A 14,081-nucleotide genomic window follows, 5' to 3' on the forward strand; every position below is an offset into this window, starting at 1 on the left:
TGATGATCACATCGCTCTCGCGCTGAAATAAATTTGAAAAAACTGTCGGTTTTTCCGACAAGGTTCGGCAAGGAATCAGAACCATTCCTATTCATCGCCGTTCTGTCGACAGTGAGCCCCATGCAACCACGCTTAGACGCCGCCCGCCTCACCCCGCTCAATCGCGCCCTGCGCTACGCCCTGTTCGGGGCAGCCCTGAGCTTCGCCGTTGCCCCGACCACCCTGCTGGCTAACGAGCCTGGCAGCACTTCCAGCGTTAAACGCTATTCGATTGCTGCAGGCCCGCTGAGCGATGCCCTCAACCAGTTCGCCCGCGCTGCCGGCATCACCCTTGCTGCGACACCTCAGCAAACCGCCGGTAAGAACTCGCCCGGCCTACAAGGCGAATATGAAGTTCATCAAGGCCTGAATCAGTTGCTGCAAGGCAGCGACATGGAAGCACTGAACCAGGGCAACGGCAGCTTCATTCTCAGCGAGCGCATGGACGTAGGCAGTGCCATGGAGTTGGGTGCAACAGCGATCAGCAGCACTGGCCTGGGCGCTACTACCGAAGGCAGTGGCTCGTACACCACGGGTACTGTGAGCATCGGCAAGACGCCGCAATCGCTTCGTCGCACTCCGCAATCGGTGACGGTGCTGACCGAACAACGCATGAAGGATCAGAACCTCACCAACCTCAAGGAAATGCTTCAGCAGACACCGGGCGTGGTGGTCGACCAGACCGACAGCGAGCGGGTGAACTACTACTCCCGTGGTTATCAGATCGATGCGCTGCAATTCGACGGTGCGACCCTGAACATCGACTCACGTAACGGCAACTTCATCCAGCCAGATGTGGCGACGCTCGACCATGTCGAAGTTTTGCGCGGTGCCAGCGGTATGCTGCGCGGCTCGGGCAACCCATCCGGCACCGTCAATATGGTGCGCAAACGCCCAACCCATGAGTTTCACGGCTCGGCCAGCTACACCGCTGGCTCCTGGGACGCAAACCGTTACACCGCCGATATCTCCGGCCCGCTGACCGAAGGTGGTGCCATCCGCGGGCGAGTCATTGCGGTGCACAGCGACAAGGATTTCTTTCAGGACGCCCGCATGGAGCGCAAGAACGTGCTCTATACCGTGCTGGCAGCTGATCTCAGTGAAAGCACCACGCTGACCGGTGGTTTCGAATACACGGAAATGGATGCCACAGGTGCCTGGGGCGGCCTGGTGCCCGATTTCGACGGTTCGCCCTTGTCGTTCTCACGCTCGACCTTTCTAGGTGCCAACTGGGCACGCTGGGATCGCACCAACGCTCACAGTTTTCTGGAGCTTGAGCACGCCTTCGACAATGGCTGGAATCTCAAGCTGAGTGGCAACCGCAGCCGCCTTGCCTACAAGGATCACGGTTTCCAGCAAACGTCGCTGGCCAGAACGGCTGGCGCGACCAACCCTTATCTGTGGGACGTGAACTACAACTTCAGCGATGGCGGCGGCAGAACCAACTACAGCAATGTCGGTGCTGTACTCGATGGCCCGTTCAGCCTGCTCGGTCGTGAACACCGGCTCACCGTCGGTGCAGAGTGGAACGAAGCGGATGCCATCGGCAACGAATCCGTATGGGGCTACAACGCCCGTGGGGTAGACGTGCGCAACTGGGATCCGTCGGCGGTCAACAAAACTCGCGTCAGCCCGACAGTGAATCCCCAAGCGCACACCATCACGACTCAGAAAGCCACCTACGCGACCCTAAACATGTCGCTGGCAGATCCGCTAAACGCCATCATCGGCGCACGCCTGAACTGGTACGACTTCGCCAATGAGAACAGCAATACAGGCGACTACAAGGTTACTCAAGAAGTCGTTCCCTACGCCGCGCTGATCTATGACCTGACCGAAAACATCAGCGCGTATACCAGCTACACCGAGATATTCGCCCCGCAGGCGGTCTTCGACTCTTCAGGCTCGGTACTCAAACCAATGACTGGCGAGGTTTACGAACTCGGCCTCAAGGGCGAGTTCTATGAAGGCCGGCTGAACAGCTCGATTGCCGTATTTCGTACCAACCTGATTGGCAAGGCGCTGGACGATCCATCCATTACCAACGGCGTGCAGCAATGCCTTCCTTCGTACCCGACAGGGTTCTGCAAAACGGCGGCAGGTAAAAGCCGCAGCGAAGGCATCGAAATGGAAATTTCCGGTGAGGTACTTCCTGACTGGCAGGTCACCGGCGGTTACACCTACACCACTACCGAGTACCTGAAGGACACCGCCGGTAACCAGGGCAATGCCCTGCGCACCACGGATCCCAAACACCTGCTGCGACTGTTCACCTCTTACAAACTGCCGGGCCAGCTCTCTGGCTTCACGATAGGCGGCGGCGTTCAGGCACAGAGCGATATCTACGCAACCAATGCGGCGAAAACCGCCCGCGCCGAACAAAGCGGCTATGCGGTATACAACGCCATGATCGCTTATCGCTTCAACGAGCACTACTCGGCACAGTTCAACGCCAACAACCTGTTCGACAAGTACTACTACGAGAAAATTGGCATAACCGGCGCCAACTACTACTACGGCGAGCCCCGCAACTTCGCCCTGACCCTGCGCGGCGAGTTCTGATCGCCCCTCAGCCCCCGTGCTTTGGCCGGGGGCGCCCCGCCTGACGCCTCGAATTCAGTACCATTCAATGCTCGCCTAACTGAAAGGTAAGTAAATCGTGCGCGTGCGCCCGTCCGTCACCCGGGTTTGCTAAGGTACGCGCCCCATCGCCCGGCACGCCGGCGATGGCGGTCATGAAACGAGCGAGAGACGTGATGAAAGAACACTACCAGGCCACACTCGCGTGGCTGCAGCAATACCCCGAACTGCATACCCTGATCAGCCTGTGCCTGCTGGTCGCTGGCGCCTGGCTGGCCAACTGGGTGGTCAAGCGCATCCTGGTACGCGGCCTGTACCGCGCGCTGCGCTCCACCGCCGTGGGTCAGGACAAGGCTCTGGCCGATTCACACGTAGTGCGCCGACTGGCCAACATCGTGCCGGCGCTGATCCTGGCCAGCGGCATCAAGGTGATCCCCCACCTGCCCGAGGCCGTGGTCACGGTGGTGGAGAACGTCTGCAGCGCGTTCATCATCCTCACCATCGCCCTGGCCATCGGCGGCGTGCTGAACCTGGTCAACCTGTTCTACCAGCGCCGGCCGAATGCGCACCTGAAGCCGATCAAGGGCTACATCCAGGTGGTGACCATCGTCATCTACGCCATCGCCACCATCCTGATGATCGCCACGCTGATCGACCGCTCGCCGTTGATCCTGCTGTCTGGCCTTGGCGCCATGGCCGCGGTGCTGATGCTGATCTTCCAAGACACCCTGCTGTCGCTGGTCGCCAGTGTGCAGATCTCGTCCAGCGACATCGTGCGGGTCGGCGACTGGGTAGAGATGCCGCAGCTCAATGCCGACGGCGCGGTGATCGATATCGCCCTGCACACGGTGAAGGTGCAGAACTGGGACAAGACCATCACCACCGTCCCGACCAAGCGCTTCATCAGCGATCCGTTCAAGAATTGGCGCGGTATGCAGGAGTCCGGTGGCCGCCGTATCAAACGCGCGATCTACCTGGACCAGACCAGCGTGCGCTTCCTGAGCCCGGACGAGATCGCCCGGCTGCAGCGCTTCCTGCTGCTCGGCCAATACCTGAGCAGCAAGCAGAGCGAGTTGCTGAGCTGGAACGCCGAACTGGCCGACGCCGCCCAGGAGCCGGCCAACACCCGCCGCGTCACCAACCTGGGCACCTTCCGCGCCTACGTCGAGCATTACCTGCGCCAGCACCCGGGCATCAACCAGGACATGACCCAGATGGTGCGCCAGCTGCAGCCCACCGCCGACGGCTTGCCGCTGGAGCTTTACTGTTTCACCAACACCGTGGCCTGGGTGCCGTACGAGGGTTACCAGTCGGACATCTTCGATCACCTGCTGGCGATCCTGCCGGAGTTCGGCCTGCGGGTGTTCCAACACCCGAGCGGGGCGGACATGCGCGAGCTGCGCCCCAACCTGCACGCGGTGGCGCGAGCCGACAGCACCGCGCAACTTCCAGGCTAAAAAACCTTTTACTCAGCAATAAAAAACCACCAAAGCTCAAGCCTTGGTGGTTTTCACCAATTTCAAAGACAGGCTTGCCAGCTTTACCCCCAGTGGTTAGGGTTGAGGCCATGACTATCTCCAAGACCCTCATCCTCCTTCGGCAACACGCCAATCTTTGCTTGGTCGCTCAGCGACTGCGCTAGGGTCTGCCGGCCCCCTTCTCGTCTTTCGTTTTCTCTTGTTATTCAGCACGGCCCACGCCGGCCTTCGCCTTCAGGATTGATTCATGAGCATGCTCAAAGACCCGTCGCAAAAGTACCGTCCGTTCACCCAGATCCAGATCCCCGACCGTACCTGGCCGGACAAGATCATCGACAAGGCGCCGATCTGGCTGTCCACCGACCTGCGTGACGGCAACCAGTCGCTGATCGAGCCGATGGATGCCGAGAAGAAGATGCGTTTCTTCAAATGCCTGGTACAGGTCGGCCTCAAGGAAATCGAAGTGGGCTTCCCCTCCGCTTCGCAGACTGATTTCGACTTCGTGCGCGAGCTGATCGAAGGCGGCCATATCCCGGACGACGTGACCATCCAGGTGCTGACCCAGGCCCGCGACGATCTCATCGAGCGCACCTTCGAGTCCCTGAAGGGCGCCAAGAAGGCCATCGTTCACTATTACAACGCCTGCGCACCGAGCTTCCGCAAGATCGTCTTCAACCAGGACAAGGCTGGCGTCAAAGCCATCGCCGTAGCCGCTGGCACCACCATCAAGCGCCTGGCCGACGCAGCACCCGAGACCCAGTGGGGCTTCGAGTACTCGCCGGAAGTGTTCAGCAGCACCGAAATCGACTTTGCCGTCGAGGTGTGCAACGCGGTGATCGACGTGTTCCAGCCAACCCCGGCCAACCCGCTGATCCTCAACCTGCCGGCCACCATCGAGTGCGCCACGCCGAACAACTACGCCGACCAGATCGAGTGGTTCGGCCGCCACGTGAACAAGCGCGACAGCGTGCAGATCAGCGTGCACACCCATAACGACCGTGGCACCGGCGTGGCCGCTTCCGAGCTGGCCGTCATGGCCGGCGCCGATCGCGTCGAAGGCTGCCTGTTCGGCAACGGCGAGCGCACCGGTAACGTCTGCCTGGTGACCCTGGCGCTGAACCTCTACACCCAGGGCGTCAACCCGCAACTGGACTTCTCCGACATCGACGCGGTGCGCAAGGTGGTCGAGGACTGCAACCAGATTCCGGTACACCCACGCCACCCATACGTGGGCGACCTGGTACACACCGCCTTCTCCGGCTCTCACCAGGACGCCATCCGCAAGGGCTTCGCCCAGCAGCAGGAAGGCGCGCTGTGGGAAGTGCCGTACCTGCCGATCGACCCGGCCGATATCGGCCGCGACTACGAAGCGGTAATCCGCGTGAACAGCCAGTCCGGCAAGGGCGGCATCACCTTCCTGCTCGAGCAGGAGTACGGCATCAACCTGCCGCGCCGCATGCAGATCGAGTTCAGCCAGGTGGTGCAGAAGGAAACCGACCGTCTGGGCCTGGAGATGACCGCCTCGCAGATCCACAAGCTGCTCGACAGCGAGTACCTCAAGGCCACGTCACCCTACGAGCTGAAGGGCCATCGCCTGGAAGAAGAGAATGGTGAAAGCCGCGTCGACGCCAAGGTGCAGGTCAATGGCCAGGAACAGCGCTGGAGCGGTTCGGGTAAAGGCGCGCTGGAAGCCTTGGCCTCCAGCCTGCCGGTCGCCGTGGAAGTGATGGACTACCACGAGCACGCCATCGGTGGCGGCGCCAACGCCAAGGCGGCCTGCTACATCGAGATCCGCCTGGATGGTCAGCGCCCGCTGCACGGTATCGGCATCGACGAGAACATCACCACGGCGAGTTTCCGCGCCCTGTTCAGCGCCCTGAACCGCGCCGTCAAACAGGCCGAGGAAAAGACCCAGGCCGCCTGATACTCAGCCTGCGGTAAACGACAAAGGGACGCTTCGGCGTCCCTTTGTCGTTTTTGACACCACGTAGCCTGGCGTTGAGCGCAGCGATACCCAGGAGGCTCCCGGGTGTCGCTGCGCTCGACCCGGACTACGGATTGGCCGTTACAGCTCTGCTTTTACCGGTTTCATCTGCTTCTGCAGCGTGTTGCCCCTGAAGAACGCCGGCGCCTGCCAGCGGGCGATGAACATCAGCACCAGGCCGAGCAGCAGGATCACCACGGCGATCACGAATACCAGGCCAAGGCCGCCAATGTGCGAGCCGCTGCCGAAGTCCGGGGACATGCTGTCCAGGGTGGTCTGCCAGAAGATGATCGACAGCATCACCGCGCCCACCAGCGGGCACAGGCCGCGCATGAAGAAGTGCCGCGCGCTGTCGAACAGGCTGTGGCGGAAGTACCAGACGCAGGCGAACGCCGTCAGCGCGTAGTAGAAGCAGATCATCATGCCCAGAGCGGTGATGGTGTCGGCCAGTACGTTCTCGCTCAGGGTGCGCATGGTCACGTAGAACACCGCGGTGGCGATGCCGGCGGCGATGGTCGCGTAGCGCGGCGTCTGTGAATGCGGATGCACGCTGGCGAAGCGTTTCGGCACCGCCCGGTAGTACCCCATGGCGAGCAGCGTGCGCGCCGGTGAAATGAAGGTCGACTGCAGCGACGCAGCCGTGCTGGCCAGCACGGCGATGGACATCAGGATCGCCAGCGGGCCCATCACCGGGCCAGCCAGGTGGGCGAAGACGTTTTCCTGGATCTGCGCATTGCCCAGGCCCAGGCCGGTTTCACCGGTGCCGGCGAACTGCAGGGTGGCCGCCGCGGTGAAAAGGTACAGGGCGAGGATCAGTAACACGGTGAGGGTCGCGGCGCGCCCGGGCACCTTCTCGCTGCCCACCGACTCCTCGCTCACCGTCAGGCACACGTCCCAGCCCCAGAAGATGAAGATCGACAGCGACAGGCCGGCCGCGAACGCGGAGAACGAATCGATATTGAACGGGTTGAACCATTCGGGGTGAAAGACCACTGGCGAGCTGTCCGGCGCCGCGGCGAAGGCGGCGATGGAGAAACCGATCAGCACCACCAGCTGCAGCGCCACCAGGGTGTATTGCACGCCCATGGTCATGCCGATGCCGCGGCAACAGACCCACACCGCCATGGCGATGAAGGCGCAGCAGGTGACGATGTTCACCAGCAGGTTGCGGGTCAGGTCGGCCAGCCAGTCCAGCCCGGTGAGCTGGGCGAGGAACAGGTAGAAGAAATCCACGGCAATGCCCGCCAGGTTGGAGAGCACGATGGTGGTAGCAGTCACCAGCCCCCAACCGCCGATCCAGCCGATCATCGGCCCAAAGGCACGTGCCGACCAAGTGAACGAGGTGCCGCTATCCGGCTCCGCGGCGTTGAGTTCGCGATAACCCAGCGCCACCAGCAGCATCGGCAGGAAGCCGACGATGAACACCGCCGGCAGGTACACGCCGACTTCGCGTACGGTAGGGCCGAGGGCGCCAGTCAGCGTGTAGACCGGTGCAATGGTGGAAATGCCCAGCACCACGCAAGCCAGCAGACCGACCTTGCCTTGGGCCAGGCCCTTGCCGGAAACCATCGCAGCGGCACCAGCGACAGGGGTTGCCTGCACGTGCGATGCCGCCGCGTTCGTGTAATCACTCATAATTCTCTGCCATCGTCTTGGAATTGTCTCCGAACGTGGGCGGGATCTGCAGGACGCAACTCGCTACGCCGGCGGGCAGCCGATCCCGACCCGTTCAGGTCAGAGCATCCCGAACCCAGCCGGGTTCAGGGCGGATTCAGCGGGCGTCGCGCGCCTGGGCGTAGGCCTGGCAGGCATCGCGGAAGGCCTGGAACAGCGCCAGCGATTCGGGGTTCTCGGCGAAGCGCCATTCCGGGTGCCATTGCACGCCGATCAGGAAGCCCGGTGCATCGGCAATCGACACCGCCTCCACCAGGCCATCCGGCGCCTTCGCTTCGACGCGCAAGCGCTCGGCCAGGCGGTCGATGCCCTGGCTGTGCAGGGAGTTGACCTGGAACTGCGCCGGCAGACCGATACGTTCGAAAACGCCGCCCGGCTGCACGGCGACCGCATGCTGCGGCGCGTACTGCTCGGCGACCGAGTTGCGCTGTGGCTCGCGGTGATCCAGATAACCCGGCAGTTCCTGCACGCGCTGGTGCAGAGTGCCGCCGAGGGTCACGTTGAGCTCCTGGAAGCCGCGGCAGATGCAGAACACCGGTACGCCCTTGTCGATGGCCAGGCGCAGCAGCGGCAAGGTGTTGGCATCGCGGCTCGGGTCGTGCTGGGTGCCTTCCAGGCTCGGCGTGCCCTGATAGTGGCGAGGCTCGACGTTGGACGGCGAGCCGGTGAAGAGAATGCCGTCGAGCTGTTCGAGCAACTGCTGCGGGTCACTTGGCGTGCTGCGTGCCGGCAGCACCAGCGGCAGGCCGGCGTAGGCCGCCGCCTCGACGTACTTGTCGCCAACCGTGTGCGAATCGTATTTACCAAGCGTCTGCCGACAGGCAGTCACACCGATCAAAGGCATGCGGGTCATGGTGTTCTCTCCGGAAAAGCCTGCCGGCGGAGCACGCCGGCAGGCGCAGCATCAGATACCCAGGCGGTCACGCAGCTGGTAGTAAATAGCGCCCAGGGCGGTGAACGGCACGCGCAGCAGTTGCCCACCCGGGAACGGGTAATGCGGCAGCCCGGCGAAGGCGTCGAAGCGCTCGGCCTGACCACGCAGCGCCTCGGCCAGCACCTTGCCGGCCAGGTGCGTGTAGGTCACGCCGTGGCCGCTGCAACCCTGGGAGTAGTAGATGTTCTCGCCGATCCGGCCGACCTGGGGCAGGCGCGACAGGGTCAGCAGGAAGTTGCCGGTCCAGGTGTAATCGATCTTCACGTCCTTGAGCTGCGGGAAGGTCTTGAGCAGCTTGGGGCGGATGATCGCTTCGATATCTGCCGGGTCGCGGGCGCCATACACCACACCGCCGCCGTAGATCAGGCGCTTGTCGCCGCTGAGGCGGAAGTAGTCGAGCAGGTAGTTGCAGTCTTCCACGCAGTAGTCCTGCGGCAGCAGGCTGCGGGCCAGCTCGTCGGACAGCGGTTCGGTGGCGATCACCTGAGTGCCGCAGGGCATCGACTTGCTCGCCAGCTCGGGCACCAGGCCACCCAGGTAGGCGTTACCGGCGACCACCACGAACTTGGCCTTCACCTGGCCGTTCGGTGTGTGCACCACGGGCTGCGGGCCACGGTCGATACGCGTGGCCGGGCTCTGCTCGTAGATCGCACCACCCAGGGATGCCACCGCAGCGGCTTCACCCAAGGCCAGATTGAGCGGATGGATATGGCCACCGCTCATATCCAGCATGCCGCCGACATAGCGGTCGGTGCCGACCACTTCGCGAATGCGCCGCTCATCCATCAGCTCCAGTTGAGTGTGGCCGTAGCGCTCCCACAGCTTCTTCTGGGCCTCGAGGTGGCCCATCTGCTTGTCGGTAATGGCGGCGAACACGCCACCGTCCTTCAGGTCGCACTGAATGCCGTACTTGGCGACCCGCTCGCGGATGATGCGCCCGCCTTCGAAGGCCATCTCGCCGAGCAGCTGCGCCTGGCGCGCACCGACCTGCTTTTCGATGACGTCGATGTCGCGGCTGTAGCTGTTGACGATCTGCCCGCCGTTACGGCCCGAAGCACCGAAGCCGACCTTGGCGGCCTCCAGCACGGTCACCTTGAAACCACTCTCCAGCAGAAACAACGCGGTGGAAAGGCCGGTGTAGCCGGCGCCGATGATGCACACGTCCGTCTCGACGACGTCGGTGAGCGCAGGGTAATCGACCCGCGGGTTGCGCGAGGCGGCGTAGTAACTGTCGACGTGTTGAGTCATGGAATATCTCCCAAAGCGCCTAAATATGAGGCCAAAGCACAGGCGCCCCGCTGTGGCAGCGGGGCGCATCCCTTACTTAGATTTTTATCCAGGTCGCTTTCAGTTCGGTGTACTTGTCGAAGGCATGCAGCGACTTGTCGCGGCCATTGCCCGATTGCTTGAAGCCGCCGAACGGCGCGGTCATGTCGCCACCGTCGTACTGGTTCACCCATACGCTACCGGCCCGAAGCGCCCGGGCAGTGCGGTGAGCGCGGGAAATGTCGCGCGTCCACACGGCCGCAGCCAGGCCATAGGGCGTGTCGTTGGCGATGCGAATGGCTTCTTCGTCGCTGTCGAAGGTGATCACCGACAGCACCGGGCCGAAGATTTCCTCACGGGCGATACGCATGGCATTGTCCACACCGGCGAAGATCGTCGGCTGCACGTAGCTGCCGCCGGTTTCCTGCAGAGCACGTTCGCCACCAATGAGGATCTCGGCGCCCTCCTCGCGACCGGCCTCGATGAAGCCGAGCACGCTCGCCAGGTGGCCGTCGTCGACCAGCGCACCGACACGGGTCTGGGGATCCAGGGCATGACCAGGTTTCCAGCGCTGCAGTGCCTCGACCACCATGGGCAGGAAGCGCTCCTTGATCGAGCTTTCCACCAGCAGGCGCGAGCCTGCCACGCACACTTCGCCCTGATTGAAGGCGATGGCGGTAGCCGCCGCGTCGGCGGCGGCCTGCAGGTCAGGCGCATCGGCGAAGACGATGTTCGGGCTCTTGCCGCCGGCCTCCAGCCAGACGCGCTTCATGTTCGACTCGCCAGCGTAGATCATCAGTTGCTTGGCGATTTTGGTGGAGCCGGTGAACACGATGGTGTCGACGTCCATGTGCAGGGCCAGAGCCTTGCCCACGGTGTGGCCGTAACCGGGCAGCACGTTGAACACGCCGGCCGGAATGCCCGCCTCCAGCGCCAGCTGGGCGACGCGGATGGCGGTCAGCGGCGACTTCTCGGAGGGTTTGAGGATCACCGAGTTACCGGCGGCCAAAGCCGGGCCGAGCTTCCAGCTGGACATCAGCAACGGGAAATTCCACGGCACGATAGCCGCCACCACGCCCACCGCCTCGCGGGTCACCAGGCCGAGCTGGTCATGGGGCGTGGGCGCCACTTCGTCGTAGAGCTTGTCGATGGCCTCGGCGCTCCAGCGGATGGCGTTGGCCGCCGCCGGCACGTCGATGCTCAGCGAATCGCTGATCGGCTTGCCCATGTCGAGGGTTTCCAGCAGCGCCAGCTCCTCGGCATTGGCCAGCAACTTGTCGGCGAAGGCGATCAGCACGCGCTTGCGCTGCGCCGGCGCGAGTTTCACCCAGTCGCCACGCTCGAAGCTGGCCCGGGCGGCCTTGACGGCAAGCTCGGCGTCATCGGCCATGCAACTGGCCACGCTGGCCAGCTGGCAGCCATCCACCGGGCTGATGCTGTCGAAGGTCGCGCCACCCACGGCATCGCGGTAGGTGCCGTCGATAAAGGCGCGTCCCTCGATGCGCAGGCCCTGGTAACGCTGCTCCCAATCCTGGCGAGTCATGTTGCTCATGTTCATCACTCCGTCAGACGGTATGCAGGTACCAGTTGTATTCGAGGTCGGAAATGGTGGTTTCGAACTCGTGCATTTCCGCTTCCTTACAGGCGACGAAGATGTCGATGTATTCCGGGCGGATGTATTTGTTCATCACTTCACTTTCGTCCAACTGGCGCAGGGCGTCGCGCAGGTTGTTGGGCAGGCTCTGCTCCAACTGCTCGTAGGAGTTGCCTTCGATGGGCGCCCCCGGCTCCAGCTGATTGGTCAGGCCGTGGTGAATGCCGGCGAGAATCGACGCCATCATCAGGTACGGGTTGGCGTCGGCACCGGCCACGCGATGCTCGATACGGATGGCATCGCTGCTGCCGGTCGGTACGCGTACCGCAACGGTGCGGTTGTCCAAGCCCCAGCTCGGCGCGTTAGGCACGTAGAACTGCGCGCCGAAACGGCGGTACGAGTTGACGTTCGGGCACAAGAAGGCCATCGACGCCGGCATGGTGTCGAGGATGCCGGCGATGGCATGGCGCAGCGGCGCGTGCTGCTCCGGATCGTCGGTGGCGAAGATGTTCTGCCCGGTCTTCTTGTCGAGCAGCGAGATGTGCACGTGCAGACCATTGCCCGCCTGGCCCGGATAGGGCTTGGCCATGAAGGTCGAATCCATCTCGTGGTCGTAGGCGATGTTCTTGATCAGGCGCTTGAGCAGTACCGCGTAGTCGCAGGCCTTGATGGCATCTTCGACGTGATGCAGGTTGACCTCGAACTGCGCCGGGGCACTTTCCTTGACGATGGCGTCAGCCGGCAGGTCCTGCTCCTTGGCCGCTTCGAGCATGTCCTGCAGGCAGTCGACGTACTCGTCGAGGTCGTCGATCAGGTAGACCTGGGTGGAGATCGGACGCTTGCCGGAAATGGGTGAACGCGGCGGCTGCGGCCTGCCGTTCACGTTTTCCTGATCGATCAGGTAGAACTCCAGCTCGAACGCCGCGCAAATGGTCAGGCCCAGCTCGTCGAACTTCTCCACCACCTGGCGCAGCACTTCGCGGGGGTCGGCGAAGAACGGTGCGCCATCCAGCTCGTGCATGGTCATCAGCAGTTGCGCGGTGGGGCGCTTCTGCCAGGGTTCTTTACACAGGGTGTCGGGAATCGGGTAGCAGATGCGGTCAGCGTCGCCGATGTCCAGGCCCAGGCCGGTGCTTTCCACGGTGGAGCCGTTGATGTCCAGGGCAAACAGCGAGGCCGGCAGGTTGATGCCTTTTTCATAGACCTTATGCAGGCTGGCGCGCTCGACGCGCTTGCCACGCACGATACCGTTCATGTCGGTGATCAGCAGGTCGACGTACTGAATCTCCGGGTGATCCTTGAGGAAAGTGTTCGCTTCGTTGAGCTGAACGACACGTGGGGAAACCGAAGTCATGGGAAATACATCCTTTCGCATCGGCGCCCCCGCGCAAGACATCTCACGAGCCTTGGCGCCTCATTATTCTGGGTATCCGCTAGCGGATTTGATTCTAGGCAACGCCTTGAGTATAAGTGGGCGCACACGCAACCGATACTGGCATCAGAGCAATTAATGATTGCATCTACGCAATACCAGATCAGCCATGTCGACCTCGCGCTGGTGCTCGCGCTGGTACGCGGACGCTCTCTGGCCCGGGCCTCCGAGCAATTGCAGGTGGATGTATCGACGGTGTTTCGGGCCATCCGCAAACTCGAGGCCAATCTGGGCATCGCCCTGTTCGAGAAAAGCCGCCGCGGCTACATGCCGACCCAGAGTGCCCAGGCCCTGGCCGAGCAGGCCGAACGCGCCGAGCAGGCCCTGGATGCGGCGCGCATCGCCCTGCAGCATGGCGAGAAAGTCATCAGCGGCACGGTACGCCTGACCTGTACCGACGCGGTGCTGCAAAACCTGCTGCTGCCCAGCCTGGCCGAGCTGATGCCGCGCTACCCGGCGCTGTCGCTGGAGCTGGCCACCACCAACACCTTCGCCAACCTCAGCCGCCGCGACGCGGACATCGCCCTGCGCCTGTCCAACGCGCCGCCCGAGCACCTGGTCGGGCGCCAACTGGGGCACACCGCCTATTACATCTGCGGGCGCCCGGAACACCGCGAAGCCTTCTTGCAAGCGCCCACCTCGGTGCCATGGATCGCCCCGGACGACTCCATGCCCGACCACATCACCGTGGCCTGGCGCCATCAGGCGCACCCCAGCCTGGTGCCGCGCTACCGCTGCAGCAGCATGTCAGCGGTCGCCACCCTGGTACAGGGCGGCCTGGGCATCGCCGCCCTGCCCGATTTCATGGCCCGCAGCCTCGATGGCGTGGAGCGCCTGAGCGAGGCGCTGGTCGATTGCGACACCGACCTGTGGCTGCTGACCCGCCCGGACTGCCTGGCACTACGCTCCGTGCAGACGCTGTTCGACGAGCTCACGCCGCTGCTGCGCACGCGCCTCAACAGTCGATAGTCCCGCCACTCTCGAATGGCCTGCGACGCAGCGCAATGCTGCCAGCGGCTCGCGTTGCCATGACGCCGCGTTCGGGAACTCTCTACCGATCCGTACCTTCTTAAATAGCCACGGAGGATCAGGACAGACAG

General features: G+C 63.1%; 9 protein-coding genes. 4 read left to right on the top strand and 5 right to left on the bottom strand.

The window, feature by feature from the left end; translation table 11 throughout:
• Positions 1-120: 120 nt before the first annotated feature.
• From BVH06_RS14405 to leuA, 3 genes are all read left to right on the top strand, one after another.
• The gene (locus BVH06_RS14405; RefSeq protein WP_075934496.1) at positions 121-2,601 is read left to right on the top strand and encodes a TonB-dependent receptor; all 2,481 of its coding nucleotides are present in this window, start codon (positions 121-123) and stop codon (positions 2,599-2,601) included.
• A 194-nt stretch (positions 2,602-2,795) separates the two neighbouring features.
• Entirely contained in the window at positions 2,796-4,076 is a 1,281-nt protein-coding gene (locus tag BVH06_RS14410) for a mechanosensitive ion channel family protein (protein ID WP_075934497.1), read from the top strand.
• Positions 4,077-4,344: 268 nt separating this feature from the next.
• Entirely contained in the window at positions 4,345-6,021 is a 1,677-nt protein-coding gene (gene leuA, locus BVH06_RS14415) for a 2-isopropylmalate synthase (RefSeq protein WP_075934498.1), read from the top strand.
• A 141-nt stretch (positions 6,022-6,162) separates the two neighbouring features.
• On the opposite strand, the gene BVH06_RS14420 is transcribed toward leuA, so the two are convergent.
• The 5 genes from BVH06_RS14420 to BVH06_RS14440 all read right to left on the bottom strand — a co-directional run bounded on the left by BVH06_RS14420 (position 6,163) and on the right by BVH06_RS14440 (position 12,903).
• A complete protein-coding gene (locus tag BVH06_RS14420; RefSeq protein ID WP_075934499.1) occupies positions 6,163-7,716 on the bottom strand; it encodes an APC family permease in 1,554 nt (517 codons plus the stop codon).
• 136 nt (positions 7,717-7,852) lie between these two features.
• Positions 7,853-8,608, bottom strand: coding sequence for a gamma-glutamyl-gamma-aminobutyrate hydrolase family protein (locus BVH06_RS14425; RefSeq protein WP_075934500.1), 756 nt, complete (start codon positions 8,606-8,608; stop codon positions 7,853-7,855).
• A gap of 51 nt (positions 8,609-8,659) precedes the next feature.
• Positions 8,660-9,937, bottom strand: a complete 1,278-nt coding sequence (locus BVH06_RS14430; protein ID WP_075934501.1) for an FAD-binding oxidoreductase — start codon at positions 9,935-9,937, stop codon at positions 8,660-8,662.
• A gap of 76 nt (positions 9,938-10,013) precedes the next feature.
• Complete coding sequence (locus tag BVH06_RS14435) at positions 10,014-11,507, bottom strand: aldehyde dehydrogenase (RefSeq protein ID WP_075934502.1); 1,494 nt, start codon at positions 11,505-11,507, stop codon at positions 10,014-10,016.
• A gap of 13 nt (positions 11,508-11,520) precedes the next feature.
• Positions 11,521-12,903 (bottom strand): glutamine synthetase family protein, encoded by a 1,383-nt coding sequence (locus tag BVH06_RS14440; RefSeq protein ID WP_075934503.1) that lies wholly within the window; start codon positions 12,901-12,903, stop codon positions 11,521-11,523.
• 156 nt (positions 12,904-13,059) lie between these two features.
• Between BVH06_RS14440 and BVH06_RS14445 the strand changes: the two genes are divergently transcribed.
• Positions 13,060-13,950 carry a LysR family transcriptional regulator gene (locus BVH06_RS14445; RefSeq protein ID WP_075934504.1) on the top strand — a complete coding sequence of 297 codons (891 nt, stop codon included), beginning with the start codon at positions 13,060-13,062 and terminating at the stop codon, positions 13,948-13,950.
• Positions 13,951-14,081 lie beyond the last annotated feature (131 nt).

The sequence above is a fragment of the Pseudomonas sp. PA27(2017) genome (genome assembly GCF_001945445.1).
Classification (GTDB): domain Bacteria; phylum Pseudomonadota; class Gammaproteobacteria; order Pseudomonadales; family Pseudomonadaceae; genus Aquipseudomonas.